At 70.9% G+C, this 25,806-nt stretch carries 27 protein-coding genes; 9 read left to right on the forward strand and 18 right to left on the reverse strand.

Going from position 1 to position 25,806, the window contains the following annotated elements; genetic code table 11:
- The first annotated feature begins 186 nt into the window (after positions 1-186).
- A complete protein-coding gene (locus tag SHK19_RS16165) occupies positions 187-1,299 on the forward strand; it encodes an endonuclease/exonuclease/phosphatase family protein (RefSeq protein ID WP_322456108.1) in 1,113 nt (370 codons plus the stop codon).
- Positions 1,300-2,052: 753 nt separating this feature from the next.
- Here SHK19_RS16165 and glf read toward each other — a convergent pair.
- Positions 2,053-3,243, reverse strand: coding sequence for a UDP-galactopyranose mutase (gene glf / locus SHK19_RS16170; protein ID WP_322456546.1), 1,191 nt, complete (start codon positions 3,241-3,243; stop codon positions 2,053-2,055).
- 68 nt (positions 3,244-3,311) lie between these two features.
- On the opposite strand from glf, the gene SHK19_RS16175 reads away from it, so the two are divergent.
- Complete coding sequence (locus SHK19_RS16175; protein ID WP_322456545.1) at positions 3,312-4,448, forward strand: phosphatase PAP2 family protein; 1,137 nt, start codon at positions 3,312-3,314, stop codon at positions 4,446-4,448.
- Here the strand turns inward: SHK19_RS16175 and SHK19_RS16180 are convergent.
- Positions 4,351-5,247 (reverse strand): glycosyltransferase family 2 protein, encoded by an 897-nt coding sequence (locus SHK19_RS16180; RefSeq protein WP_322456544.1) that lies wholly within the window; start codon positions 5,245-5,247, stop codon positions 4,351-4,353. The two genes, SHK19_RS16175 and SHK19_RS16180, sit on opposite strands and share 98 nt — an antisense overlap.
- Positions 5,244-6,137 carry a glycosyltransferase family 2 protein gene (locus SHK19_RS16185; protein ID WP_322456543.1) on the reverse strand — a complete coding sequence of 298 codons (894 nt, stop codon included), beginning with the start codon at positions 6,135-6,137 and terminating at the stop codon, positions 5,244-5,246. The genes SHK19_RS16180 and SHK19_RS16185 overlap by 4 nt, the downstream gene beginning before the upstream one ends.
- A gap of 61 nt (positions 6,138-6,198) precedes the next feature.
- Here SHK19_RS16185 and SHK19_RS16190 point away from each other — a divergent pair, with 61 nt between their 5' ends.
- Positions 6,199-6,978 carry an inositol monophosphatase family protein gene (locus SHK19_RS16190; protein ID WP_322456542.1) on the forward strand — a complete coding sequence of 260 codons (780 nt, stop codon included), beginning with the start codon at positions 6,199-6,201 and terminating at the stop codon, positions 6,976-6,978.
- 121 nt (positions 6,979-7,099) lie between these two features.
- Here SHK19_RS16190 and SHK19_RS16195 read toward each other — a convergent pair whose 3' ends face one another.
- Together SHK19_RS16195 and SHK19_RS16200 are read right to left on the reverse strand one after the other, a co-directional pair.
- Positions 7,100-8,539, reverse strand: coding sequence for an LCP family protein (locus SHK19_RS16195; protein ID WP_322936852.1), 1,440 nt, complete (start codon positions 8,537-8,539; stop codon positions 7,100-7,102).
- Between the two features lie 92 nt (positions 8,540-8,631).
- Positions 8,632-9,618, reverse strand: a complete 987-nt coding sequence (locus tag SHK19_RS16200) for a threonine ammonia-lyase (protein WP_322456540.1) — start codon at positions 9,616-9,618, stop codon at positions 8,632-8,634.
- 92 nt (positions 9,619-9,710) lie between these two features.
- Between SHK19_RS16200 and SHK19_RS16205 the strand changes: the two genes are divergently transcribed.
- Positions 9,711-10,592 (forward strand): LysR family transcriptional regulator, encoded by an 882-nt coding sequence (locus SHK19_RS16205; RefSeq protein ID WP_322936853.1) that lies wholly within the window; start codon positions 9,711-9,713, stop codon positions 10,590-10,592.
- Here the strand turns inward: SHK19_RS16205 and SHK19_RS16210 are convergent.
- Positions 10,589-11,092: an acyl-CoA thioesterase gene (locus SHK19_RS16210; protein WP_322936854.1), complete on the reverse strand. Its 504-nt coding sequence runs from the start codon at positions 11,090-11,092 to the stop codon at positions 10,589-10,591. The genes SHK19_RS16205 and SHK19_RS16210 overlap by 4 nt on opposite strands.
- A 24-nt stretch (positions 11,093-11,116) precedes the next feature.
- Here SHK19_RS16210 and SHK19_RS16215 point away from each other — a divergent pair, with 24 nt between their 5' ends.
- On the forward strand, positions 11,117-12,367 hold the full coding sequence (locus SHK19_RS16215; protein WP_322936855.1) for an LCP family protein: 1,251 nt from the start codon (positions 11,117-11,119) through the stop codon (positions 12,365-12,367).
- Entirely contained in the window at positions 12,364-13,242 is an 879-nt protein-coding gene (locus SHK19_RS16220; protein ID WP_322936856.1) for a crotonase/enoyl-CoA hydratase family protein, read from the forward strand. Before SHK19_RS16215 ends, SHK19_RS16220 begins: the two co-directional genes overlap by 4 nt.
- A 133-nt stretch (positions 13,243-13,375) precedes the next feature.
- Here the strand turns inward: SHK19_RS16220 and SHK19_RS16225 are convergent, their stop codons facing one another.
- From SHK19_RS16225 to SHK19_RS16240, 4 genes are all read right to left on the reverse strand, one after another.
- Positions 13,376-13,519: a DUF1059 domain-containing protein gene (locus SHK19_RS16225; protein WP_118922256.1), complete on the reverse strand. Its 144-nt coding sequence runs from the start codon at positions 13,517-13,519 to the stop codon at positions 13,376-13,378.
- An 11-nt stretch (positions 13,520-13,530) separates the two neighbouring features.
- Positions 13,531-14,100, reverse strand: coding sequence for an LPXTG cell wall anchor domain-containing protein (locus tag SHK19_RS16230; RefSeq protein WP_322936857.1), 570 nt, complete (start codon positions 14,098-14,100; stop codon positions 13,531-13,533).
- Positions 14,101-14,345: 245 nt separating this feature from the next.
- Positions 14,346-15,113 carry a class E sortase gene (locus SHK19_RS16235; protein ID WP_322936858.1) on the reverse strand — a complete coding sequence of 256 codons (768 nt, stop codon included), beginning with the start codon at positions 15,111-15,113 and terminating at the stop codon, positions 14,346-14,348.
- A 42-nt stretch (positions 15,114-15,155) separates the two neighbouring features.
- Positions 15,156-16,013, reverse strand: a complete 858-nt coding sequence (locus tag SHK19_RS16240; RefSeq protein WP_322936859.1) for an SDR family NAD(P)-dependent oxidoreductase — start codon at positions 16,011-16,013, stop codon at positions 15,156-15,158.
- A 73-nt stretch (positions 16,014-16,086) separates the two neighbouring features.
- Here SHK19_RS16240 and SHK19_RS16245 point away from each other — a divergent pair, with 73 nt between their 5' ends.
- Complete coding sequence (locus tag SHK19_RS16245) at positions 16,087-16,572, forward strand: SigE family RNA polymerase sigma factor (RefSeq protein ID WP_322936860.1); 486 nt, start codon at positions 16,087-16,089, stop codon at positions 16,570-16,572.
- Positions 16,565-17,815, forward strand: coding sequence for a Kelch repeat-containing protein (locus SHK19_RS16250; protein ID WP_322456531.1), 1,251 nt, complete (start codon positions 16,565-16,567; stop codon positions 17,813-17,815). The genes SHK19_RS16245 and SHK19_RS16250 overlap by 8 nt, the downstream gene beginning before the upstream one ends.
- Before the next feature lie 4 nt (positions 17,816-17,819).
- Here the strand turns inward: SHK19_RS16250 and SHK19_RS16255 are convergent, their stop codons facing one another.
- The 8 genes from SHK19_RS16255 to SHK19_RS16290 all read right to left on the reverse strand — a co-directional run bounded on the left by SHK19_RS16255 (position 17,820) and on the right by SHK19_RS16290 (position 24,111).
- A complete protein-coding gene (locus tag SHK19_RS16255; protein ID WP_322456530.1) occupies positions 17,820-19,010 on the reverse strand; it encodes an acyl-CoA dehydrogenase family protein in 1,191 nt (396 codons plus the stop codon).
- Between the two features lie 76 nt (positions 19,011-19,086).
- Positions 19,087-19,506 carry a CoA-binding protein gene (locus SHK19_RS16260; protein ID WP_322936861.1) on the reverse strand — a complete coding sequence of 140 codons (420 nt, stop codon included), beginning with the start codon at positions 19,504-19,506 and terminating at the stop codon, positions 19,087-19,089.
- Positions 19,507-19,576: 70 nt separating this feature from the next.
- Entirely contained in the window at positions 19,577-20,086 is a 510-nt protein-coding gene (gene purE, locus SHK19_RS16265; protein ID WP_322456528.1) for a 5-(carboxyamino)imidazole ribonucleotide mutase, read from the reverse strand.
- Between the two features lie 34 nt (positions 20,087-20,120).
- Complete coding sequence (locus SHK19_RS16270; protein WP_322936862.1) at positions 20,121-21,293, reverse strand: 5-(carboxyamino)imidazole ribonucleotide synthase; 1,173 nt, start codon at positions 21,291-21,293, stop codon at positions 20,121-20,123.
- Positions 21,294-21,320: 27 nt separating this feature from the next.
- Entirely contained in the window at positions 21,321-21,635 is a 315-nt protein-coding gene (locus tag SHK19_RS16275; RefSeq protein ID WP_322456526.1) for a winged helix-turn-helix domain-containing protein, read from the reverse strand.
- A gap of 117 nt (positions 21,636-21,752) precedes the next feature.
- Entirely contained in the window at positions 21,753-22,739 is a 987-nt protein-coding gene (locus SHK19_RS16280; protein WP_322456525.1) for an adenylate/guanylate cyclase domain-containing protein, read from the reverse strand.
- Positions 22,732-23,259: a PH domain-containing protein gene (locus SHK19_RS16285; protein WP_322456524.1), complete on the reverse strand. Its 528-nt coding sequence runs from the start codon at positions 23,257-23,259 to the stop codon at positions 22,732-22,734. The genes SHK19_RS16280 and SHK19_RS16285 overlap by 8 nt, the downstream gene beginning before the upstream one ends.
- Positions 23,260-23,298: 39 nt before the next feature.
- Entirely contained in the window at positions 23,299-24,111 is an 813-nt protein-coding gene (locus SHK19_RS16290; protein ID WP_322456523.1) for a biotin--[acetyl-CoA-carboxylase] ligase, read from the reverse strand.
- A gap of 71 nt (positions 24,112-24,182) precedes the next feature.
- On the opposite strand from SHK19_RS16290, the gene SHK19_RS16295 reads away from it, so the two are divergent.
- Positions 24,183-25,775, forward strand: coding sequence for a carboxyl transferase domain-containing protein (locus SHK19_RS16295; RefSeq protein ID WP_438862043.1), 1,593 nt, complete (start codon positions 24,183-24,185; stop codon positions 25,773-25,775).
- Positions 25,776-25,806 lie beyond the last annotated feature (31 nt).

Raw genomic sequence — 25,806 nt, forward strand, 5'->3', positions numbered from 1 at the left:
GAGGTTCGCGGAACCCCGAACGCCTTGCAGGATAACCCTTTACCTTGGGACCGGTGGGGTCCGTGGGACCGGGCGTGGCGCACGAAACCCCGGGAAAGCGTGGCAGCCATCCGTAGCCCGAGGCGTCAAGTAAGGTTGTTCACTACACCGAGCCAGGTCGGTGTCACGGGAGGGAAGCCGGGAGCAGTGGGCAAGCACGAACAGCCGCGTCGCGCACGCCTGCTCCCCGTACTCGGCATCATCGTGCTGGTCGCAGCACTGCTGGCGGTCGCGCGCTTCGCGATGGCCAACGACCAGACGACGGCCACCGACGACACGCCACCGACCACCGTCACGAGCGCCACCGACGACACCGAGGCGAGCAGCGAGCCCCCCGTCGTCCCGCCCGACAAGACGAAGAGCACGGACAAGCCCGACGACAAGGCCGGCCAGGGCGACAAGAAGCGCGAGAAGCGCCAGTCGAGCGAGCTGCGCGACAAGGTCCAGCTCGCCGCCGACGGGCTCGCCGCCGACCCCGCCACCTTCCGGGTCGCCACCTTCAACGTGCTCGGCCACTCCCACACCAAGCCGGGCGGCAACAAGTGCTGCCGCTGGGCCAACAGCACGGCCCGGATGGGCTGGACCATGCAGCTGCTCCGCGGCAACAACGTCAGCGTGGCCGGACTCCAGGAGTACGAGGCCACCCAGCACCACACCTTCCTCAGGATGACCGGCGGCGGGTGGAGCGTCTATCCCGGCCTGCAGATCGGCAACAAGGGCGTGCGAAACTCGATCGCCTGGAACAACGGCGTGTGGGGCCTCGTCGAGGCCCACACCATCCCGATCCCCTACTTCCACGGCAACCTGGTGCCGATGCCCTACGTGCTCCTCAAGCACCACGAGACCGGCCGCCTGGCCTGGTTCATCAACATCCACAACCCGGCGAGCGTGCGCGGACCCGCTCAGCACTGGCGCGACGTGGCGACGGCCAAGGAGATCGCGCTGATGAACGAGCTCCAGGCCCCGGAGGGTGGCGACGACCTCGGCATCCCGACCTTCCTCATGGGCGACTTCAACGAGAAGGCGGAGGCCTTCTGCCGGGTCACCGCCGGAGCGAACGCCCAGGCCGCCAACGGCGGCACCACGTCGCCGTGCCGGCTGCCCGCCGGCCACGGCATCGACTGGATCTTCGGCTCCACCCCCGGCGTCACGTTCTCCGGCTACGCCCGGATCGACGGCGGCCTCGCCGACCGCGCCTCCGACCACCCGTTCGTCTCCAGCAGTGTCACCCTCACCGGAGAGGCCCCCTGGGTCGAGTGAGTCGCGCGCTTCGCGCGCGATCTTCCGCCGCTTCGCGGCGGGGATTGGGTGGGTTGTCGCCTAGTTGGGTGTGGCGGGCGGTGCGGTGGCTTCCGGTGCGGGACGAGACCCCGAGCGGGCTGCAAACCGTGGCCTGCCGGCCTGGATGTGACCCGGGCTGGATGTCCCCTGGCATGGGGATGGTGGATGAGCTTCCTGCGACAGGGCGGACGAAGAGAGGCCGGCAGGCCCCGACTTGCCCGCCCGGGGTCCCGCCCCGCACCGGCCACCGCACCGCCCGCCACTCCCACGGCTCAGGTCGGTCGGGGTGGGTGGGTTTCCCTGTGTCGGACCGCCCGCTCGCGTGGGAGAGGACGACCGACCCGCGGTCGGTCCGTCCCTCCCAAGGCGCCGACCCGGAGGACATGGGTGAACCTCATCCACCCCGAACCTCGAGCCGTGGGTGTGGCGGGCGCGGCCGACTTCGTGCGGTGCGGGGCGTGGGGCCCGGCGGGCAAGTCGGGGCCTGCCGGCTTGTGCTGATCGCCCCCGTCGCAGGAACCTCATCCGGCTTTCCCATGCCAGGGGCCATCCAGCCCGAGGTGTGGGTCAGGCCGGCAGGCCACGGTTTGCAGCCCGTCGGGGCCTATGCCCCGCACCGCCCCCAACCGGCCGCGCCCGCCAGACCCACCAGGCGACAACCCACCGACCCCAACCCGCGCGAAGCGCGGAAAACCCGGCGCGCAGCGCCGGGCTCACCTTCCCCGAGACCGATCAGGTCTCGTCGACGCCGCCGCTGGCGAAGGGGGCGCCGTCGGCGAAGTGGGGCTTGAGCTTGTTGTCGAACATCGACAACGCCGAGCCGATCGCCATGTGCATGTCGAGGTACTTGTAGGTGCCGAGACGGCCGCCGAAGAGCACCATCGGCTCCTTCTTGGCGAGGTCGCGGTACTTGAGGAGCTTCTCGCGGTCCTCGGCGGTGTTGATCGGGTAGTACGGCTCGTCCTCGGGCTCGGCGAAGCGGCTGTACTCGTGGACGACGACCGACTTGCCGGGGAGGTAGGTGCGCTCGGGGTGCAGGTGCTTGAACTCCAGCACCCGGGTGAAGGGGACGTCGGCGTCGTTCGCGTTGACGACGCCGGTGCCCTGGTAGTCGTCGACGTCGACGACCTCGGCCTCGAGGTCGACCGTGCGCCAGGAGAGGCGGCCCTCGGAGTTGCCGAAGTACTCGTCGACCGGGCCGGTGTAGACGATCGGGACCTTGCCCTTGAACTCGTCGGCGACGTCGAAGAAGTCGGTCTCGAGCCGGACCTCGATGTTGGGGTGCTCGGCCATCCGCTGCAGCCAGGCGGTGTAGCCGTTGACCGGGAGGCCCTCGTACTTGTCGTTGAAGTAGCGGTTGTCGAAGTTGTAGCGGACCGGGAGGCGCGTGATGATGTCCGCGCTCAGCTCCTTGGGGTCGGTCTGCCACTGCTTGGCGGTGTAGCCCTTGATGAACGCCTCGTAGAGGGGGCGGCCGATCAGGCTGATCGCCTTCTCCTCGAGGTTCTTGGCGTCCTTGGTGTCGATCTCGCTGGCCTGCTCGGCGATGAGGGCTCGCGCCTCGTCGGGGGTGTGGCTCTTGCCGAAGAAGCTGTTGATGAGGGCCAGGTTCATCGGCAGCGAGTAGACCTGCCCCTGGTACTTCCCGAAGACGCGGTGCTGGTAGTTCGTGAAGTCGGTGAACCGGTTGACGTACTCCCACACCCGCTCGTTGGAGGTGTGGAACAGGTGGGTGCCGTACTTGTGGACCTCGATCCCCGTCTCGGGCTCGAACTCGCTGTAGGCGTTGCCGCCCAGGTGGTAGCGACGCTCCAGCACGAGGACCTTGAGGTCGAGCTCGGCGGCGCACCGCTCCGCGATGGTGAGACCGAAGAAACCGGAGCCGACGACGAGCAGATCAGGGCCGTTATCAGGGGTAGACACGATCGGGCATCCTACCGCCGGAGTGGGGGCTGCCGAATTCGCTGGCGATGCGTAATTATCCTGTCACTGTGAACAACGGGTACGCCGGAGGACTCCGGCAGGCTGCGCGCCAGTTCTGGCTGGCGTGGGCGATCGGCGCGGTCATGGCAGTGGCGATGGTCGTGCTGGCCCTCATCGAGGATCTTCCGATCCGTGATCCCGACGACGACATCCTGCCGAGCTACATCCGGATGCCGCTGATCGTGTTCGGCACGATCCTGGTCGACATCCTGCCGCGGGTCGCCCATCGGGCCCGGCTGCGGTCCGCCTGGTCGCCGCGGGACCTGGCCACCCTGTGGCGCGAGGTGGTCGCGGAGCGGTGGCCGGCCTCACACCTGTGGTTCGCGATCAACGGCGTGATCGCGTGGTACCTGACCTACGCGACGTTCCGCAACATCAAGAGCATGGCGCCGTTCGTGAACGGCGCCAGCTGGGACGACACGATGGCGGACGTCGACCGCTTCCTCTTCGCCGGGCACGACCCCGCCGCGGTGCTGCACGCCTGGTTCGGGACCGACCTGATGGCGCACCTGATGTCCGCGGTCTACGTCGTCTGGATCGTGCTGGTGCCGACGTCCATCGCGATCGCGCTGGTGTGGACGCGTCACACCAGCGCGGGGTCGTGGTACGTGACCGCGGTCGCGGTCGACTGGTGCCTCGGCGCCGTGCTCTACCTGCTGCTCCCGTCGCTCGGCCCGATCTACGCCGAACCGGGCGAGTTCGCTGACCTCCCCCACACGTTCAACTCCACGCTGCAGGAGGGCTTGTGGACCGATCGGACGGCCGTGATGGCGGATCCGTGGGCGGCCGGCACCCTGCAGACGGTCGCTGCGTTCGCGTCGCTGCACGTCGGCATCATGATGACCATCTGCCTCGTCGTCCGGCTGGTCGGCCTCCCGCGCTGGATCCAGATCGCTTCCTGGGTGTTCCTGGGCCTGACCGTGCTGTCGACGGTCTACCTCGGCTGGCACTACGTGGTCGACGTGATCGGCGGCATCGCGCTGGGTGCGTTCGCGGTGTGGATCGCCGGCATCGCGACCGGCAACCGCGACGGCTGGCGGGTCCGGCTCAACCCGGCGGACCCGGAAGAGTCCGCATCCCCCGTGCATCCCGAAGCGCTCGCGACACGTTCCGCGCCTCTGCCCGACCACCCCGCACCGGACTGAGCAGCACCACGCCGAGCGCGATCAGCCACGGCTTGAGCCGGACCAGCAGGTTCTCGCCGTACCGGAAGTGGACCGCGAACAGGTTGCGGTACATGTAGTAGCCCTTCCAGCCGGCCAGGTCGTGCTGCTGGTCGAAGGCGAGCTGCCGCACCAGCACCGCGTCACGGACGGCGAGGATCTCGAAGCCGGCGCGTCGCGCGCGGATCGCGAAGTCCACGTCGTCGTAGAAGATGAAGTACGACGGGTCGGGCAGGCCGATCGCGTCGATCACCTCGCGGCGGACGAGGAAGCCCTCGAACGAGACGTTGGCGACCTGGACCGTCGCCGGCATGCTCGCGCGGTCGGTGTAGGTGGAGTCGATGCTTGCCTTCTTCGGGCGGATCGAGAGCGGGTTGCGAAGGTCGAACCGGACCGCGGCCTTCTCGACGAGGGCGCCGGTGAGGTCCTCCCGCACCGCGGTCAGGCAGCTGTTGTCGACCTCGAGCAGCCGGGTCAGGCAGTCCGGGGCGGGGACGACGTCGTCGTCCATCAGCCACATGGCGTCGAAGCCCCGGTCGTAGGCGGCCTTGAGGCCGAGGTGGAAGCCGCCCGCCCCGCCGAGGTTGTCGGTGGCGTGGATGGCCACCAGGTCGGGGTTCGCGGCCCGCTCGAGCACCGCCCGGGTGTGGTCGGTGCTGGCGTTGTCGACGACGATCACGCAGTCGGGGCGCCGCTCCATCGCATGCAGACCGCCCAGCATCCGCTCGAGGAGGTCGGCACGGTTGAAGGTCACGACGACGACCGCCACCCGCTCCGTCATGACAGGTACCTCTCGTGACCGGAGAAGTCCCCGCGGAGACCGGCGTACGCCGCCCGCGCGCTCATCAGGATCCGGCTCGGCTGCGGCTTGGTGACGAGGTAGAACCACACCGTCTTCACCCAGAACAGCAGCACGTGCCCCCAACCGCGGTAGGCGCGGAGGTTGAGCGTGTTGTTGCGGGCCATGCAGTAGTGCTTGAGGTCGCTCGGGGTGTGGTTGTACGTCGTCCGGCCGAACATCATCGGCGTCCCGAGGTCGCCCACGGACGGATGGCGGACGACGGCGCCGACCACGGTCGCGATCCGGGCGCCGGCGGCCTCGGCGCGGAGCCGGTACTCGTGGTCGTCGCCCCAGATGAAGAACTCCGCCCGGGGATAGCCGATCCGCTCGACGAGCGCGCGGGTGACCAGCACCCCGTTGAACGGGATGACGATGCCGCCGAGGCGCCCCCCGACGGCAGCCCCCCGTGCGGAGGCGACGTCGTGCACGACCCGGGTGCCGCCCGGGATCCGGATCGGGAAGACCAGGCGGTCGGCGTCCTGCTCGTCGACGACGAGCGGTCCCCAGAAGTCGAGGTCGGTCTCCGCCAGCAGCCGCTCGAGGCAGTCGCGCTCCGGCAGCCCGTCGTCGTCCATCAGCCAGACCAGGTCGGCGTCGTACTCCTCGCCCGCGCACCGCAGCCCCTCGTGGAAGCCGCCGGCGCCGCCCCGGTTGCGGTCGAGCGTGCGGTGCTCGACGTCGGCGTCCGCCAGCCACTCCCCCGTGCCGTCGGTCGAGGCGTTGTCCACGACGAGGACGTCGGTGAGCCGGTCGACCTCGCGGAGGCGGTCGACCAGCCGCTGCAGCAGTGGCAGGCGGTTGTAGGTCACCACCACCGCCACGATCCGCACGGCGGCAACCCTACGGGTCGCGGACTGCGGGTTCTGCCACCACCACCGCTAGCGTGGCCGCGTGGACACCGACGCCGTGCTCAGCCTCATGCGGGAGGTAGCCGAGCAGGTGATCAACCCCCGCTTCCGGGCGCTCCTGGACCACCAGGTCTCAGAGAAGAACCCCGGCGACCTGGTGACCGTTGCCGACCACGAGTCCGAGGTGCTCCTCACGAAGGCGCTCTCCAACGCCTATCCGGACGCGGTCGTGCTGGGCGAGGAGGCGTTCGCCCTCGACCCGACGCTGCTCGACCGCTACAACGGGGCCGAGCACGCGTTCACCGTCGATCCCGTCGACGGGACGAAGAACTTCGTGCACGGCTCTCCCGACCACGCCGTGATGATCGGCGAGCTGCGGTCGGGCGAGGTGGTCCGCGGGTGGATCTGGCAGCCGCAGCACGACGCGGCGTACGTCGCCGAGCGCGGTGCGGGCGCCTACTTCAACGGCGAGCGACTCACGATGGCCGGCCCGGGGCTCGACGGCGAGCCGCCGCCGCCGTACCGCACCGCGCGGCGGGCGTGGGTCGGCCGCGAGCTCCCCGGCCTCGGGGTGCTCGAGCTCACCTGGGCGTGCTGCGGCGTCGACTACCCGCGACTGATCGCGGGCGATGCCCGGGCGATCGTCTACAACCACAGCAAGCCGTGGGACCACCTGCCCGGTTCGCTGCTCGTCCAGGAGTCGGGCGGCTGGATCGGCAGCAAGGAGGGCGGCCCGTTCGCCCCCCAGGGCCTCGGCGGCGGCCTCGTCTCCGCTCCCGACCGGGCGACGTACGACGCCGTGGTCGCCGCCCTCGCCGCCTGATCCCCCCGACCCGGCACATCTGAACGCCGACCCGGCACATCTGAACGCCGACCCGGCACATCTGAGCGCCGACCCGGCGCGTTCAAACGAGCCGGGTCGGCGTCAACAATCAGGCTCGCGCCTAGCAGACACTGCTGAGGTCGTCGGCCTGGTTGGCGGCGTAACCCTCGTTGAGCGAGCCGATCGACCCGCCGGTGACGGCGTCCGGGCTCTTCTTGCGCTTCTTCTGCGGCGGGGCGTCGCCCTCGGCGCGGTCGATCGCCTCCGCGACCTTGTCGTGGATCAGCTCGATGTCGGGGTCGCCGGTGTTGACCAGCGGGGGGACCAGGGAGAGCGTCGACATCTTCTGGCCGCGCGCCTTGAGCGCGAGGTCGATGAACTTGCTGGCCTCCGACGCCGGCAGGTTGGTCGAGAACATCTCGCTCGACGCCGTGGCGAGGTCCTCGAAGTTCCTGAGCACCGACTCCGGGCTGAGCTGCTGCACCATCGCGTTCATGACGCACTTCTGGCGCGCCATCCGCGAGTAGTCGTCGGAGCCTTCGCGGGCGCGGGCGAACCAGAGCGCCTCGAAGCCGTTGAGCTTCTGCGTGCCGGGGTCGATGTAGCCGGTGACGTCGTCGCCGAGACCGCCGACGGGGATCGCCTGGCGGACGTTGATCGTCACCCCGCCGACGGCGTCGACGAGCTGCTTGAATCCGGCCATGTTGACCATCGCCCAGTAGTTGACCTGCAGCCCGGTGATCCCCTCCACCGCCATCGTGGTGGCGTCGATCCCGGCGCTGTCGGGATCCTCGAAGAGATCGGTGTGGTCCTCGGCCCAGGTGCTCACGCCGTTGAGGAAGCAGCCGTCGCAGTCGAACCCGTCGGGGAACTCCCGGTCCATCACCGAGCCGTCCTCGAACGGGAAGTTCGCCATGTTCCGGGGCAGCCCGATGAGCACCGTCCGCCCCGTCTCGGCGTCGATGGACGCGACCGTCATCGAGTCGGGTCGCAGCCCCCACCGGCCGGCGCCGGAGTCACCGCCGAGCAGCAGCACGTTGTAGCGACCGTCGTGGGCTTCGGTGACCTCGCCGTCGCCGAACACCGCGATCACCCAGTCCCGGTGGACGGAGACCAGGTGGGCGCTGAAGAGCATGGTCCCGGCGACGGAGAAGCACAGCAGCCCGTTGAGGCCGATCGCCGCGCGGCGGTGCGGGAGCCGGAGGCTGAGCGGCCGGCCGATCCGCCAAGCGTCGACGAACAGCGCCGCCCACGCGATCGCTCCCGCGAGCAGGGCCAGCCACAGCACGAGCAGCAGGTCGGCGTTGGTCCCGAGCCGGAACGCGATCCGCCGGTCGAGGAGCACGGCGACGAGGACCACCGTGCCGAGGAGGATCGAACCCAGCCAGACCCGGAGCGCGATCCGGCCGATCTTCCGGTTGCCGGCGACCAGCTGCGCCGAGCCCGGCGCGACGAGTGTCATCGCCATCAGCGAGATCGCCCGCCGGAACCGGACCCGTGCCGCGCGTTCGGCGACGCTCAGCTCGCCGAAAGGGCGGGACGGCGCGGTCAGCTCGGCCATGCGGGGTGTCTCTCCTGCCGGGGAAGCGTGCAGTGACCCGCTCAGTATCACCAGTCACACGCGTCACACCTGGTGCGACGCGCCGACGGCGCTCAGGCGGCGGCGAGGCGCGCGATCTCGTCGGCCGAGGCGTTGCCGCCGGTGCAGATCACCGCGACCCGGCCGGGACGAGCGTCGGTCGCGAGCAGTCCGGCGAGCGCGGCGGCTCCCGCGCCCTCGGCCAGGGTGTGCGCGTGCGACGCCAGCAGCCGGGCGGCGTGGTCGATCTCGTCGTCGGTGACCAGCAGGAAGTCCTGGAGGCCTGCCCGCAGGTGCGGGAGGGTGGCCGGGTAGCCGTTGGAGGTCGCCAGGCCCGACGCCCGGGTGGTCGCCGGCGCGGTCTCGATCGCGCCCGACCGCCACGAGCGCCAGACGGCCGGCGCGGCGGCGGACTGGACTCCGATCACGCGGCACGCCGGTGCGAGGGCGTCCCGCACCAGGCAGGCACCCACGGCACCGGTGCCGCTGCCGATCGGGACGAAGACGGCGTCGAGGTCCGGAGCCTGCTGGAACAGCTCGAGGTACGCCGTCGCGTGACCGAGGATGATCCGCGGGTCCGTGGTGTCGACGTACGACGGCGCGCCGGGGCCGCCTGTGTTCTCAGCCAGCGAGCGGGCATGCGCGGCGGCCTCGCCGAGGTTGTCGCCGTGGCTGACGACGGTGGCGCCGAGCGCGGCGACGCCGTCGCGCTTCACCTGGGGCGCGCAGGCCGGCATCACGACCGTGGCGTGGCACCCCGCCAGCCGGGCGGCGTACGCCACCGACTGCGCGTGGTTGCCGGTCGAGCAGGTCACCAGGCCGCTGGCACGCTCGGCGTCGGTGAGCCGGGCGGCGAGGTGGACGCCGCCGCGCACCTTGAACGACCCGGTGGGCAGCACGTGCTCGTGCTTGACGAGAACTCCACCGTCAGGCGAGCCGACGAGCCGGTCGAGGAGCGGGTGCCCGACCAGCGGGGTCGCGCCGAGCTCGCGCGCCACGATCTCTCCCGCCGACCTGATGGCGGCGAAGGTCAATGTGGTCCGTTCCTCGATGATCTGCACCCCTCCACCATCCCCCGGATCCATCCATCGGTCCAATAGTTCTTTTCGCGCTGAACGATCGATACGGTCGATGTGAGGGCTAGGCTGGGGTGGTGATCGACCTCCGTCGCCTCGAAGCGCTCGTCGCGCTGCACCGCACCGGCACCGTGTCCGCGGCGGCAGCCCGGTTGCACTACGGCCAGCCGACGGTCTCCCACCACCTGCGCCGGCTCGAGGCCGAGACCGGCAGCGTGCTGCTCCAACGGGTCGGCCGGGGCCTCCGGCTGACGCCCGACGGCGAGCTGCTGGCCCGCCGTGGCGAGGAGATCCTCGCGCTACTGGCCCGCGCCGAGTCCGAGCTCACCGCCTCGACCAGCCTGCAGGCCGGCCAGATCCGGTTGGCCGCGTTCCCGTCGGCGGCCGCCACGCTGGTCCCGGCCGCGGTGACCCTGCTCCACGAGCGGCACCCGGGCATCGGCCTCGACCTGATCGAGGCCGAGCCGCCCGAGGCGGCGGCGATGCTGCGGGCCGGCACCGCCGACCTCGCCCTGACCTTCGTCTACCCCGGCCAGACCGAGCCGGACGGCGTCACCGTGACCACCGTCCACGAGGACCCGCTCTACCTGGTGGCGCCGCGCGGCGTCGATCTCAGCACCGGACCCGTGGACCTGGCGCGGTTCGCCGACACGCGTTGGGTGACCGGCTGCGAACGGTGCCGCAGCGAGCTGCTCGCGCTGTGCGCGGACGCGGGGTTCGCGCCGGAGATCGCGTTCGCCAGCGACGACTACGTCGCGGTGCAGTCGCTGGTGGCCAGCGGGCTCGGCGTCACCCTGCTGCCCGGCCTCGCGCTGCGCGCGCACCGCAACCCCGACGTCGTACGACGGGCGGTGCCGGGTGCGGCCCGCCGGATCCAGGTGACGACGTACGGCGCGCCGCCCCACCCCGCGGCCGTCGACGCCGTGGCGGCGGTGCTCACCGAGGTCGCGCGGGCCTAGTTCCGCCCGGCTTCGATCTCCTCGCGTCGGGCGAGCCGGTGGGCACGCCGGATCTCGGCCTCCCGCATCCGCCGCTCGTCCTCCGGCGTCTCGGGTCGCAGCGCAGGCACCGGGCGGGAGGCGCCGGCGCGGTCGATGGCCACGAAGACGAAGTACGCCGACGCGACGTGCAGGCTGGCGCTCGACGCGTCGTCCCAGGGCTGGGTCTCGACCCGCACGCCGATCTCCATCGACGAGCGCCCCGCCCAGTTGATCTGCGCGAATGTCCGCACGATGTCCCCGACCCGCACCGGCTCGAGGAACGCCATCTCGTCGAGGGCTGCCGTCACGGCGGGCCCGCCGCTGTGCCGCTGGGCCACGATGCCGGCTGCGGAGTCGGCCAGCTTGACGATCTCGCCGCCGTGGATGTTGCCGAGGAGGTTGGCCTGCGACCGGGCGGTCACCTCGGCGAGCTCGATCCGCGAGTAGCTGGGCGTACGGGCCTCAAAGGTGGTGCTCACAGCAGGAAGGTAGCGTCGTCCACCATGGCAGAGCGTCCAGGAGGCACACCGGCTGGTTCCGGTGGCGACAACCGCGACTTCGACTGGATGTACGGCGACCGTCCGGCCGGGTCGCCACCGCCCTCCCCGCCACCGCCGCGGCAGCCCGCGCCGCCCCCGCCAAACCGCCCGGAGCCGACCCAGGTGCTGCCCACCCAGCCCCGGCACCAGGCACCGCAGCCACCCAGGCAGCCACCCGGGCAGCCACCTCAGCAGCGCCCGACGCACGCGGCCGCTCCGCCGTACCAACCGCCGGCGCAGCCGCCCGGCCGGCGCGGTCGCGGCGGCGGGCGCGGCATCTGGTCGCGACCGAAGACCTGGGTCGTCCTCGTCCTGTCGCTGGTCCTGCTGTGGGTCGTCTACATCGTCGCGGTGCCGCTCTTCACGTGGACCAAGGTCGACAAGGTCGCGTTCGAGCCCGACGGCGACCGTCCCGACGACCAGCCCGGCACCACCTACCTCATGGTCGGAAGCGACTCCCGCGCCGGTTTGAGCGAGGAGGAGCGGAAGAAGTTCAACACCGGCAATCCGGAGAGCTCGCTGGCCGACACCATCCTGATGCTGCACACGGGCTCCGGCCCGGACGTCCTGCTCTCCTTCCCCCGCGACTGGATCGTCGACGGCCGCAAGATCAACGGCTACTACGACCCGGGCGACCCCAGGGAGCTGGTCGCGGCGCTCGAGCAGCAGACCGGGATCCGGATCGACGAGTATGTCGAGATCGGGCTCGGGGGCGTCGCCGGCGTGGTCGACGCCGTGGGCGGCATCGAGATCTGCCCGAAGGAGTCGATCGACGATCCCAAGGCGGGACTCGACGTGGAGAAGGGCTGCCAGGAGGCCGACGGCGAGGTCGCCCTCGCCTACGCCCGCACCCGCGCGACCGCCCGCGGTGACCTCGATCGGGTCGGACGCCAGCGCGAGGTGGTCGCCGCGATCGGCGACAAGGTGCTCTCGCCGTGGTCGGTGATCAACCCCGTCCGGTGGTGGCGCCTCAACAGCGCGATCCCCGACTTCTTCGCCTTCGGCGAGGGCACCGGCCCGATCGATGTCGGCCGCTGGGCGCTGGCGATCGGCAAGGTCGGCGACGGTGGGCTGACCTGCACCATGCCGGTCACCGACGGCTCGGCCAACACGTTGGACGAGGAACGGGGTCGGCCGCTCTTCGACGCCATCATCGAGGACCGCACCGACGACATCACCAAGCAGCAGTGCACGGCCGCAGGAGTGCCCGGGTGACCTACGAGACCCTCGACTGGAGCGTCGACGAGCACGGGGTCGCCGTGCTGACGCTGAACCGGCCGGACGCGCTCAACGCGTTCGACATCACCATGGCTCGGGAGCTCGAGCAGGTCTTCCTCACCGACGCTCGCGACGACGCCGTGCGCGCGGTCGTGGTGACCGGCGCCGGCCGCGCGTTCTGCGCCGGGATGGACCTCTCCGCCGAGGGCAGCGTCTTCGGCCTGGACGAGTCGCTCGCGCCCACGCCCGAGGAGTTCCGACAGCGGTACGACGAGCCGCCGTACGACACCGGGATCCGCGACACCGGCGGCAAGGTCACCCTGGCGATCCACGCGCTGCCCAAGCCGGTCATCGGAGCCATCAACGGCGCCGCCGTCGGGATCGGCGCCACCATGACGCTGGCGATGGACATCCGCCTGGCCTCGACCAAGGCGCGGATCGGCTTCGTGTTCGGCCGGCTCGGGATCGTCCCCGAGGCCTGCTCGACCTGGTTCCTGCCGCGGATCGTCGGTGTCCAGCAGGCGCTGGAGTGGGTCTACTCCGCCGACGTCCTCACCGCCGAGCAGGCACTCGCCGGCCGGCTGGTCCGCAGCCTGCACGAGCCCGACGACCTGCTGCCGACGGCCGTCGACCTGGCGCGCTCGTTCGTCGTCGACCGGTCCCCCGCGGCGCTTGGGCTCGCCAAGCAGATGCTCTACCGCAACAGCGCCGCCGAGCACCCGCTCGAGGCACACCTCTCGGACTCGCTGGCGATGTTCTACACGTCGATCGCCGACGGCAAGGAGGGCGTCGCGGCGTTCCGCGAGAAGCGGACGCCGTCGTTCACCGCGAAGGCGTCGGACCTGCCGCGCATCTATCCGGTGGTCGAGTAGCCCGAGCCGCCAGGCGAGGGCGTGTCGAGGCCCCGCAACCGTGCCGGCTCGCCCGGAGCGGGCGGCTCGCCGGGTCTCGATAGGGTCGCTCGCTGCACTCGCCCTCGCTCCCTACTCGACCATCGAGGGCGACTCACATGGCCATGAAGAGGATTTCTTCGCGGGAGTACTCGCGCCCGGGGTGCTCGGCCGCGAGGTGCTCCTGCACCTTCTCGACCAGCTCGTCGTCGTCGGCGCCACGGATCGTGACGTCACACGGGCACCGCAGGGACGGCATCGGACGCGCGCTCAGGCGGTAGCGGGCGAGGTCCGGCGACGCGCGTAGACCACCGTCGCGGCGCCGCCGCCGAGCAGTCCCACGCCGACCAGCAGCCACAGCATCGCCGGGCCACCGGTGTCGGGCAGCAGGCCGCCCGGTCCGTTGTCGTCGGGCGGGTTGTTGTCGTCGACGGAGTTGACGGCGAACGCCTCGGAGGCGCGGCAGCGGGCGAAGGTGTTGTCGCTCGGGAAGAAGCGCGCGGTGGCGGCGTAGCTGCGGTCCTTGTCGAGCACGGGCCCGACGATCCGCTTGGAGCCGCCGTTGTAGTTGACGGTCCGGTCCCACACGGCGTCGCCGCTGGGCCGCTCGGTGATCGTCACCGCGATGTCGCCGGTCGGAGTCGTCTGCGAGTTGGCGTCGACCGAGACCCTGATCACGACCCGCTTGCCGGGCTCGACGACCGCCGGGACGCTGATCGAGCAGTCGGTCTCGATCGACCCCGAGTACGGATCGGGCGCAGCGGCACCCGCGTGCGCGGGCACACCAACAAGCGAGACGGCCCCGAGAATGGCACCGGCGAGCACAACCGATCCGCGCATAACTGCCCCTTTGTTCATCCGGCTCAACGTCCCAGGCTCCGACAGGTCACCCTTCGAGCGCGAGATTTCGAGAAATGACGCCGACGGCGGTGCGACGGTGGCCGCGAGCGCAGTCGCGACCCAACCGAAAATCCCCATGTATGTGCTCCTTGAGCGAACGAGTCGATCAGACTCTAACGGACACGACCCTATCGATTTCGAGATTCCGCCGAGCCGGAGCCCACGGATTCGGCTGCCGCAGGTGATCAGCGTTCAACCGGATCCGTCGACACGAGGTGACCGAAGACCACCGACCGTTGCTCGGTGTGGAAGATCTCCGCGCAGCTGACCAGCGTGATCAGCTCCTTGCCGACGTTGCCGGGCGGCTGGATGCCGCCGTCCGGGTTCTCCGGGAACGGCTGGAGGACCCAGTCCTCGGTGAAGGGGACCTCGAGATCGGTGCCGTCGAAGTCGAGCTCGTAGACGTAAGTCGCAGTCCGGGTCTCGACGATGACCTCGTCGCCCTCCTCGAGCTCCGGGAAGCCGGCGAACGGCTCGCCGTGCGTCACCCGGTGGCCCGCCAGCACGTAGTTGCCGACCTCGCCCGGACCGGCGGTGTCCTCCATGTGCCCGATGCCTGCCGCGAGCACCTCGTCGGAGGAGCCTTCCAGGACCGGGACGGCATAGTCGTCACCCCACCGCGGGACGTGCAGGATCGCGCTCGCCCGGCCGAAGTCCGTGGTCACCGTGTCGCTGCCGTCGGCCCAGCCGTCCTCGAGCTGCCCGGCGACCTCGTCCTGGCGGCGCTCCGAGACCCAGTTGGTGCCCCAGAACTGCCAAGCCACCCACGCCAGCACGGCGACTCCGGCGAGGATCATGCCGTAGCCGGTGAAGGTCAGCCACCGGGACCGCTTCTTCTGCGGGCGGCGGCGGCGCACGCGCTGCCGCTGGACATCCGGCTCCGACGTCGCCGCGTCGTCGATCTGGGTGATGGTGCTGCCCTCCTGGGGGATCTCTCTGAGCCCAACGCGCAAGGCCGGGCGCGGTCACGTGGCCGACGCCCCTCCTTTGTACCCCTACGGCCGGGCCGCGGTCACGAGTCGCTCGGCCAGCCGCGGCGAGACCAGCCCGACGACGTCCAACAGCGAGGCGTACGCCGGGGTCATCTCGACCGGCCGGTGGCGTACGGCGTGCACCACCCACCGGGCCGCGTCGTCCGGCTCCAGCGCCGCCCGGCCGTCGTACCCCTTGGTCGGCGCGATCATCGGCGTCCGCATCAGCGGGAAGTGCAGCGACGTGATCACGATGCCGTGCCGACGCTCCTCCGCCTGGAGGCTGCGGGAGAACGCGGCAAGCGCGGCCTTCGACGCGTGGTAGGCCGTGAACATCGGCATCAGGCCGCCGGGCACGCCCCACGTCGACGAGTTGATGACCTGTCCGCCGCCCTGCGCGCGCATCGGCGCCAGCAGGTTGAGCGTGAGCCGCACCGACGCGTGGTAGTTGAGCCGCATCAGCCGGTCGTGGTCGAACGGTCGCTCGACCGTGTCGGCAGCGGACCTGCGGATCGAGTGGCCCGCGTTGTTCACCAGCACGTCGACACCGCCGTACCGGGTGATCACGTCGTCGGCGAGCGCGTCGATGGAGTCGGTCTCGGTGAGGTCGCACGGCAGCGAGTACGCCCTCCCGCCCCTCCCGGCGATCTCCGTCGTCAGCGCGTCGAGCTCGTCTGCCCGCCGGGCGACCGCCAGCACGGTCGCCCCCTCCCCCGCCAGCCGCACCGCCGCCGCCCGCCCGACGCCGGACGAGGCGCCGGTGATCAGGATCCGCTTGCCTGCGACCGGCACCGCGTGCCCCGGCAGCAGCGAGGACGCCGAGGGGATCGGGTCGAGCGAGAGCCGGGCCAGCCGGCGCTGGAGCTCGACGAACGAAGGCATGGCCGCACTATCCCATCGGGAATCTCAACCTTTCGCGGCGCACCGGCGTAACACTGTCGACAGAGGGGGCGTCATGCGGCGGCAGGAGTTCGAGGAGTTCGTCGACGGCGAGCTGCCGCGACTGCTCGGCTACGCACGCGCCCTCACCGGCTCGGAGCACGACGCCTGGGACCTCACCCAGGACGCGCTGATCCGCACGTCCCGGCGCTGGCGCCGGATCCGGCGGGACGGCAACCCTGGCGCCTACGTCCGCGTCACGATCGCGCGGCTCAACATCGACCGGTACCGACGGACCCGGCGCGAGGTGCTGGTCTCCGAGGTGCCCGACTCGACGAACCGAGCGGCGCCGTACGACGGGCTCGACGCCTGGCTGCGCGACGGGCTGCTGTCGCTGACGCCGCGGCAGCGCACCGCCGTCGTGCTGAGGTACGTCGACGACCTCGACCTCGCGGGCATCGCCGAGGTCATGCAGTGCTCGACCGGCACCGTGAAGAGTCACCTGTCGCGCGGCCTCGACCGGCTGCGCGAGCACATCCCCGAGGAGGACCGCCATGGCTAGCGAGCTCCGCGAGGCGCTGACCCGCGCGGCCGCGCCGGTCGAGATCGGCCCCGACGATCGGCACCGGGTCAGCGACGCGATCGCCGCTGACCGGCGGAGACGAATTACGATGGCCGCCGTCGGGGGCACCATCGCGGCCGTGGTGGCGATCGGCGTGGGCGTCGCCGTCGTCGACGGTGGCCGCGCGGACGATCGCCCCGGCGTCACCGATCGCGGGAAGGCAACGAGCGGTTGGGAACGGGTCGCCGCCTCCCCCCTCGCGCCGAGGGACCAGGCGGTGGCCGTCTGGACCGGGAGCGAGGTGATCGTCGTCGGCGGCACCACCGGTCGGCCGTGCTCGCCCGATGCCGACTGCGCGCCGCCGCCGAAGAGCGCCGAGCGCGCCGACGGCGCGGCGTACGACCCGGCCACCGAGACGTGGCGGGAGATCGCGCCCGCCCCCGCGGCCGTTGCCGGCGGTCACGCGCTCTGGTGGGACGACCGGATGATCGTGGTCAGTGATCGGCTGACGCTGGCCTACGACCCGGCGGCCGACCAGTGGCAGCGGCTCGACCTTCATCCGAGCGGGCTCTACGAAGGCGGCCTGGTCGGCACCGACGAGGGGCCGGTCGCGTTCTCCTACGACCAGCGGCCGAGGGCCGACGACGTCAGTGACTGGCGGCTCGACCTCGCGACGGGTGAATGGTCGGCGCTCCCCCACGACCCGTTCGCGGAGTCCTACGACCGCAGCATGGCCTGGCACGAGGACAGGCTGTGGTTGCTGTCGATGGACGTCGAGCACCACTTCGGCGCGCACGAGGGGTCACCGTCCCGGATCGCCGTGCTCGACGGCGACACATGGACCGTGGTCGACGAGGAGACTCCTGACCTCACCTACGGACAGCGACTGGTCCAGCACCAGGGGTCGTTCGTCATTGCCCCTGGCTCCTACCGCAGCGACTTCGCGAGCCACGCCTTCGACCCGGAGACCGGAGAGTGGAGAACCCTCCCTGGGTCCGGTGGAGCGGAGCGAGGCTGTCCGCTCGGCGACGCGATCGTCGGACCGGCCTGGGTCGCGTCGGGCAACGGCCTCTACTCGGCGTCGCCGGCCGACGCGCTCGCCGCACCTCCGTGCCCGGGCATGCCTGCGCCTGCCGTCACGGTCTGGGCGGGCGACCGGCTCTTCATCTGGGGCGGGCCCAACCCCGACTACGACGGCAATTTGGACGATGGCTGGGTCTGGACCCCACCGCCGCCTGAGTGATTCCTCAGATCTCGGACTGGATCCCGGCCAGCAGCTGCCGGGCCATGACGATCCGCTGTACCTGGTTGGTGCCCTCGTAGATCTGCGTGATCTTGGCGTCGCGCATCATCCGCTCGACCGGGTAGTCGCGCGTGTAGCCGTAGCCGCCGAGCACCTGCACCGCGTCGGTGGTGACCTCCATCGCGACGTCGGACGCGAAGCACTTCGCGGACGCGCCGAAGAACGTCAGGTCGGCGTCGCCGCGCTCCGAGCGGCCGGCGGCGGCGTAGGTCAGCTGGCGGGCGGCCTCGACCTTCATGCCCATGTCGGCCAGCAGGAACTGCAGTCCCTGGTTTTCGGCGATCGGGCGGCCGAACTGCTCGCGCTCCTTGGCGTAGCCGAGCGCGTAGTCCAGGGCCCCCTGGGCGACGCCGACCGCCTGGGCGGCGATCGTGACCCGGGTGTGGTCGAGGGTCTTCATCGCGAGCTCGAAGCCCGACCCCACCTCGCCGATGATCCGGTCGCCCGGGATCCGCACGTTGTCGAGGTAGACCTCCAGGGTCGGCGAGCCCTTGATGCCGAGCTTCTTCTCCGGCGCACCGAAGGAGACGCCCTCGTCGGACTTCTCCACCACGAACGCGGTGATGCCCTTCGAGCGCAGCTCGGGATCGGTCTGGGCGAGGACCGTGTAGTACTCCGAGACGCCGGCGTTGGAGATCCAGCGCTTGACGCCGTTGAGGACCCAGTCGTCGCCGTCGCGCACCGCCCGCGTCTTCTGGGCGGCGGCGTCCGAGCCGGCGTCCGGCTCGGACAGCGCGTAGGAGAATCCGCCGTCGCCGCGCGCGAGCGCTCCGAGGTACTTCGCCTTGAGGTCCTCCGACCCGCCGATCATCACCGGCAGCGACCCCAGCTTGTTCACAGCCGGGATCAGTGAGGACGACACGCAGGCCCGCGCGACCTCCTCGATCACGATCACCGTCGCGAGCGCGTCGGCCCCGGCGCCGCCGTACTCCTCCGGGACGTGGGGCGCATGGAAGTCAGCAGCGAGCAGGGCCGCGGCCGCCTCCACCGGGTAGCGGGCGTTCTCGTCGACGTCCGCGGCGTACGGCGCCACCTTGGCGTCGCAGATCGCGCGCACAGCCTCGCGGATCGCCTGGTGCTCCGCGGAGAGGCCGTAGTACGGGAAGGCTGAATTCTGGCCAGGGTCGTTGCTCACAACTCCGGATAGTAGGACGTCCTACTGTCTGCCGCCGATTCCGGCTCGGCCGCCTCAGCGCTCGCTGTGAGCGACCTCACGCACGGCGACGTTCGCGGTAGAACCACTGCTGCGACGGGCAGACGTCCATCACCATCGGCACGCCGGCTTCCGTCGTACGACGGAACGCGTCCTCGTCGACGACGCCCATCTGGAACCAGACGCCCTTGGCGCCGACCGCCACCGCCTGGTCGGCGAACTCACCGGCCGCCTCGGAGCGGCGGAACACGTCGACCACGTCGATCGGGAACGGCACGTCGGCCAGCGTCGGGTAGACCAGCTCGCCGAGCACCGTCAGCTCACCGTCGGCGCTCGGGTGGATCGGCACGATCCGCTTCCCGCGCTCCTGGAGCTCCTGCGCGATCGAGTACGCCGTCCGCCACGGGTTGTTGCCGAGCCCGACGACCGCCCAGGTCTCGGACTCGTCGAGCATCCGGTCGATGACGGCTCGGTCCATCCAGGGTTTGGTCATACAGAGAACAACGCCGGGAGCGCGGAAGTGCTTCCCGGCGGAGCCGCGCTGCGTCCTACTCGATGACGGGCGGCAGCCCGGTACCGCGGACCACGGCTCCCTTGGCCTGGGCGGCAGCCTTGAGGTCGGCCTGGAACGCGCTCATCCGCTCCTGCAGGGCGGTGTCGCCGGCGGCGAGGATGCGGACGGCGAGCAGGCCGGCGTTACGCGCTCCGCCGACCGCCACGGCGGCGACGGGCACGCCGGCCGGCATCTGCACGATCGAAAGGAGGGAGTCCATGCCGTCGAGGTACTTGAGCGGCACCGGCACGCCGATCACCGGCAGCGGCGTCACGGACGCCAGCATGCCGGGCAGGTGGGCCGCTCCCCCGGCGCCGGCGATGATGACCGACAGCCCGCGCGCGGCGGCGGTCTTGCCGTAGTCGAGCATCTCCTCGGGCATCCGGTGTGCGGACACCACGTCGGCCTCGTAGGCGATGTCGAACTCCGACAGCGCATCCGCGGCGGCCTGCATCACCGGCCAGTCCGAGTCGGACCCCATCACGATGCCCACACGTGCGCTCACCCGCAGGAGCGTAGTGCCCCTGGTCCGACCCAGGTCAGTCGCTGTCGTTGCCCAGGTCCCCGCGGAACCAGGCGGCTGCGTGACGGGCCCGCTCCAGCACGTCGTCGAGGTCGTCGCCGTAGGCGTTGACGTGGCCGACCTTGCGGCCGGGACGCAGCTCCTTGCCGTAGAGGTGGACCCGGAGCCGGGGGTCGCGGGCAAGAGCATGGGGGTAGCCGTCGTAGAGGTGGCCGACGTCGGGGCTGGGCGAGCCGAGGATGTTGACCATCACCGTCCACCGGGCGCGGGGTGCCGGGGAGCCGAGTGGCAGGTCGAGCACGGCGCGCAGGTGGTTCTCGAACTGCGAGGTGACGGCCCCGTCCTGCGACCAGTGTCCGGTGTTGTGCGGCCGCATGGCGAGCTCGTTGACCAGGATCACCGGCCGGCCGTCCTGGTCGACGGCCTCGAACAGCTCGACGGCGAGGATGCCGGTCACGCCGAGCTCACCGGCGACCCGTAATGCGAGCTGCTGTGCCTCACCGGCCAGGGCCGGGTCCAGGTCGGGCGCGGGCGCGATCACCTCGTGACAGATGCCGTCGAGCTGGGTGCTGGCGACGACGGGGTACGCCGCCGCCTGCCCGCTCGGCGCCCGCGCCACCAGCGCGGCGAGCTCGCGCCGGAACTCCACGAGCTCCTCGGCCAGCAGCCGGACCCCGGTGCGCTCCGCGACGGCGAGCGGCTCGGCAATGTCGTCGGGGGTGCGGACGACCCAGACGCCTCTCCCGTCGTAGCCGCCGCGGCTGACCTTGAGCACGCACGGCAGGCCGAACGCCTCGACGTCCGCGGCCGATCCCACCTCTCCCCAGCGCGGCTGGGGGGCGCCGAGCCGGCCCATCGCCTGGCGCATGACGATCTTGTCCTGCGCGTGCACCAGCGCCTCGGGGCCGGGCCGGCAGGCGACGCCGGCGTCCTCGAGGGCGTGCAGGTGCTCGGTCGGCACGTGCTCGTGGTCGAAGGTGACCACAGCACAGCCCGCGGTGACCTCCTCCAGGGTGGCGAGGTCGCGGTAGTCGCCGACGACCTGGTCGGGGATCACCTGGGCTGCGGACACGCCGTCGGCCTCGGCGAGCAGCCGGAGGGGTACCCCGAGCGCGATGGCGGGTTGCGCCATCATCCGGGCCAGCTGACCGCCACCGATGACGGCGACGCGAGGAGCGGAGTCGGGCACGCCCGCACCCTATCGAGGGCGAACGGGTCAGGCGCTGACGGCTTCCTCGGTCTCGAACCGCAGGCCCTGGCCGCGGACGGTGGTGATCAGGGTGGGGTGCCGGGTGTCGTCGCCGAGCTTGCGGCGTACCCAGCCGAGGTGGACGTCGATGGTCTTCGACGAGGTCCAGAAGGTCGCGTTCCAGACGTCGCGCATCAGCTCGTCCCGGGTGACCACGGAGCCGGCCCGGACGATCAGCGCGTGGACGAGGTCGAACTCCTTGCGGGACAACCGGACCTCCCGGTCCCCCCGCCATGCACGACGGCTAGCCGGGTCGAGCCGCACGTCCTGCACCTCGATCACAAGGTCAACGTAGGAATCAGCGCGCCTGTCGGTGGGTGATCGGCCGAAATTTTGCAATTAATACCGCATTTGGCTCCCTGATCCGGTGCCGTTTCCCGGTCTCTGCTAACAGAAGCCTCACACGCGGCGGGCGGTCAGCGGCTCCATGACCCCGAACCCGCGCATCGGCCGGGCCGGCAACGGCCGGGTCTCGATCTGGTCCTTCGGGAGCAGGTCGGCGGTCTCGCGGTCGACGATGATGCGGTTGCGGCGGGCCACCGCGGTCAGGCGGGCGGCGAGATTGACCGGCGGCCCGAAGACGTCACCGAGCCGCATCACGACCGACCCGGTGGCCAGGCCGATGCGTACGTCGGGCATCCGCTTGTCGCGCCCGACCACCTTGATGATCCCCTCGGCGGTCTCGAACCCGCCGAGCGCGTCCGCGTTCACGAACAGCACGGCGTCGCCCATGCTCTTGATCAGCCGGCCGCCGTTCGCCGCGATCACGTCACCGCACCGCGCCTCGAACACCTCGACGACGTCGCCGATCTTCTCGCGGCTGAGCTCGTTGGAGAGCGCGGTGAAGCTCACGATGTCGGCGAATCCCACGGTCAGGTCGGTGGTGTGGGGGTCCGCGTCGATGGCGCGCGTCGACTCGATCCTGGCCACGGCGGCGGCCAGGTGGCGGCGCCAGGCGTAGAGCAGGATCACCTCGAACCGGTCGCCGTACCTCTCGAGGGCCCAGTCGGCCGCCGCGGTCGGGGCGGCGCCCCGACCGCCGTCCTCGACGAACGCGTCCTCGACCCGCTGGATCAGCGCGCCGACCTCCCAGTCGGCCAGCCGGGCCATGCTGAGGCCGACGCCACGCACGACGTTGAGCGCGAGGTCGAAGTCGATCAGTCCCTCGGTGACCACTTGGGAGACCGCCGCGATCGCCGCGACGTCGTCCTCGTTGTAGGCCCGCTCGTCACCGCGCTCGGGGAAGCCGAGCGTGCGCCACAGTCGGCGCGCCTCCCGCAGGGGGAGGCCGGCCTTCGCCGCCGCCTCCGCCGCCGTGAGCGTCGGCTCCTGTCCGAGAAGGGCGCGTGCGACGTCGCCGCCTTCGGGGAGCGTCTCGTCAGACACCTTCGTCGGCGGGGCGTGCTGCGCCACCGCCGCCGTGGAGCGAGTGCAGGAGCTCGTTGATCTGGCGCTGCGTCGCCTCGACGTGCGGGATGTCGTTGAGCCGCACGTTGCCGAAGGTCGACGCGTCCGTCACCACCAGGCTGCCGCAGCCGAACGGCCGGTCGAGCAGGTGGACCTCCATCTGGATGTCGCTGATCCGGGCCAGCGGGACGTCGTGGCCACGGCGGGTGATGATGCCGCGACGCGTGATCAGCCGCCGGTCGGTCACTCCGTGGACGGTGGTGAGCCAGTCGAAGAAGGGACGGACGGTGAACCAGAGGATGCCGAGCACGCACACCACCCACACGCCGCGGGACGTCCATCTCGCGGTGTCGCCATCGCCCAGGATCACCTGGCCGGCCACTCCGATCGCGAGGAAGACGACGAGCCACAGGATCGGCCCGAACAGCGCCTTGGGGTGCTGACGGCAGGAGATGATCAGCTTCTCGCCGGGGTTGAGCAGCTTCTCTGAGATGGCCACGGGAGGATCATCCCATCGCTGGTGCCATTCGGCAGGATGTCACTCAGGAACGACGTGCACGACGTCGCCGGCGCCGACCTTCTCGACACCGTCGCCCGTCTCGACGACCAGCCGGCCGTCGAGGTCGACGTCGACGGCGCGCCCGGCGATCGCCGTACCGCCGGGGAGGTCGACGCGGACGTCCTGTCCGACCGTCGCGCAGTGGGCCACGTACGACGACGCGAGCCTGGAGGCCGCCTCGGACCCGCCCGCCTGCCAAGCGTCGTACCCCTCGCGGACCGCGGCCACCACTCCGAGCAGCACGCCCTCGCGGGTCGGGGTGAGGTCGGGGTGGGCGACGGCGAGCGAGGTCGCGGTCGGGACCGGCAGCTCGTCGGCCGGCGTCGACACGTTGATGCCGACCCCGACGACCGCGGCCGGACCGCTGTCGGTCTCGATCCGCTCGACGAGGATGCCGGCGACCTTGCGGCCTTCGATGAGCACGTCGTTGGGCCACTTGACCTGGGTCTCGTAGCCGAAGGAGGCGAGCGCCTTCGACACGGTGTGCCCGGTGAGGAGCGGCAACCAGGGCCAGGACGACGCCGGCACCGTGGGCCGCAGCACGAGAGAGAACGTGATGGCCGCGCCGGCCGGGGTCTCCCACGTGCGGTCGAGGCGGCCGCGCCCGGCGGTCTGGTGGTCCGCCACCACGAGCAGGCCGTCGGGAGCCCCGGCGCGGGCGCGCTCGGCCGCGACCTCGTTGGTGGACGGTGCCTCGGGGAGCAGCTCCAGGTTCAGATCTGGTGTCAGCGCGAGCTCGACCGCCAGCACGTGCTCGTCGAGGGGTGGGCGCTGGTCCGAGTCTCCAATCACGACCACTACCCTTCCCTACAACCGCAAGGAGGCCAAGAACCGTGACTGCCGAAGCGACCGACACCCCCGACCTGCCGGACATTCACACGACCGCGGGCAAGCTCGCCGATCTCGATCTCCGGCTCGACGAGGCGGTCCACGCCGCGTCGGAGAAGGCGGTCGAGAAGCAGCACGCCAAGGGGCGCCAGACCGCGCGCGAGCGGATCGAGATGCTCTTCGACGAGGGTTCGTTCGTCGAGCTCGACGAGCTGGCCCGGCACCGGTCGGTCGCGTTCGGCCTGGAGAAGAACCGGCCCTACGGCGACGGGGTGATCACCGGCTACGGCACGATCGACGGCCGCCAGGTGTGCGTGTTCAGCCAGGACTTCACGATCTTCGGTGGCTCGCTGGGCGAGGTCTACGGCGAGAAGATCACCAAGGTGATGGACCTCGCGATCAGGACCGGATCGCCGATCATCGGCATCAACGAGGGCGCCGGCGCCCGGATCCAGGAGGGCGTGGTCTCCCTCGGCCTCTACGGCGAGATCTTCCGGCGCAACGTGCACGCCTCGGGCGTGATCCCGCAGATCAGCCTGATCATGGGCAACTGCGCGGGCGGGCACGTCTACTCCCCCGCCGTCACCGACTTCACGATCATGGTCGACAAGACCTCGGCCATGTTCATCACCGGACCCGACGTGATCAAGACCGTCACCGGTGAGGACGTGTCGATGGAGGACCTCGGCGGCGCCCGCACCCACAACACCAAGTCGGGCAACGCCCACTACATGGGTACCGACGAGCAGGACGCGATCGACTACGTCAAGGCGCTGCTCAGCTACCTGCCCCAGAACAACATGGACGAGCCGCCGTCGTACGACCCCGACTATTCAGCCGCCGACGCCCTTGAATTTTCCGCCGAGGACATGGCGCTCGACACGCTGATCCCGGACAGCCCCAACCAGCCCTACGACATGCACGACGTGATCACGACCGTGCTCGACGACGATGAGTTCCTCGAGGTCCACCCGCTGTTCGCGCCGAACATCATCGTCGGCTTCGGCCGGGTGGAGGGCCGCTCGGTCGGCGTCGTGGCCAACCAGCCGATGCAGTTCGCCGGCACGCTCGACATCGACGCGTCGGAGAAGGCCGCACGGTTCGTGCGCACCTGCGACGCGTTCAACGTGCCGGTGCTGACCTTCGTCGACGTGCCGGGCTTCCTGCCGGGCGTCGACCAGGAGCACCTCGGCATCATCCGCCGCGGCGCGAAGCTGATCTACGCCTACGCCGAGGCCACCGTCCCGCTGGTCACCATCATCACCCGCAAGGCCTACGGCGGCGCCTACGACGTCATGGGGTCCAAGCACCTCGGCGCCGACATCAACGTCTCCTGGCCGACCGGCCAGATCGCGGTGATGGGCGCCCAGGGCGCCGCCAACATCGTGCACCGCAAGACCCTGGCGGCGGTCGAGGCCGAGGGCGGCGACGTCGAGGCCCGGCGCGCCGAGCTCATCGACGAGTACGAGACGACGCTGGCCAACCCCTACATCGCCGCCGAGCGCGGCTACATCGACGCGGTGATCCAGCCGCACGAGACGCGGGTCGAGATCGTGCGCGCGCTCCGCCTGCTGGCGACCAAGCGCGAGACCCTCCCGCCGAAGAAGCATGGCAATATCCCGCTGTGATGTGCCGGCTCGGGCGCTCCGCGACGAAGGA

It is taken from the genome of Nocardioides bizhenqiangii, from assembly GCF_034661235.1.
Lineage (GTDB): Bacteria > Actinomycetota > Actinomycetes > Propionibacteriales > Nocardioidaceae > Nocardioides > Nocardioides bizhenqiangii.

Coding starts and splice junctions, on each gene's coding strand:
- SHK19_RS16180 (WP_322456544.1), bottom strand. CDS start 5,247: ATGACGGAGCGGGTGGCGGTCGTCGTCGTGACCTTCAACCGTGCCGAC.
- SHK19_RS16195 (WP_322936852.1), bottom strand. CDS start 8,539: ATGGCCGAGCTGACCGCGCCGTCCCGCCCTTTCGGCGAGCTGAGCGTC.
- SHK19_RS16215 (WP_322936855.1), top strand. CDS start 11,117: ATGGCAGAGCGTCCAGGAGGCACACCGGCTGGTTCCGGTGGCGACAAC.
- SHK19_RS16225 (WP_118922256.1), bottom strand. CDS start 13,519: ATGCCGTCCCTGCGGTGCCCGTGTGACGTCACGATCCGTGGCGCCGAC.
- SHK19_RS16230 (WP_322936857.1), bottom strand. CDS start 14,100: ATGCGCGGATCGGTTGTGCTCGCCGGTGCCATTCTCGGGGCCGTCTCG.
- SHK19_RS16240 (WP_322936859.1), bottom strand. CDS start 16,013: ATGCCTTCGTTCGTCGAGCTCCAGCGCCGGCTGGCCCGGCTCTCGCTC.
- SHK19_RS16245 (WP_322936860.1), top strand. CDS start 16,087: ATGCGGCGGCAGGAGTTCGAGGAGTTCGTCGACGGCGAGCTGCCGCGA.
- SHK19_RS16250 (WP_322456531.1), top strand. CDS start 16,565: ATGGCTAGCGAGCTCCGCGAGGCGCTGACCCGCGCGGCCGCGCCGGTC.
- SHK19_RS16260 (WP_322936861.1), bottom strand. CDS start 19,506: ATGGACCGAGCCGTCATCGACCGGATGCTCGACGAGTCCGAGACCTGG.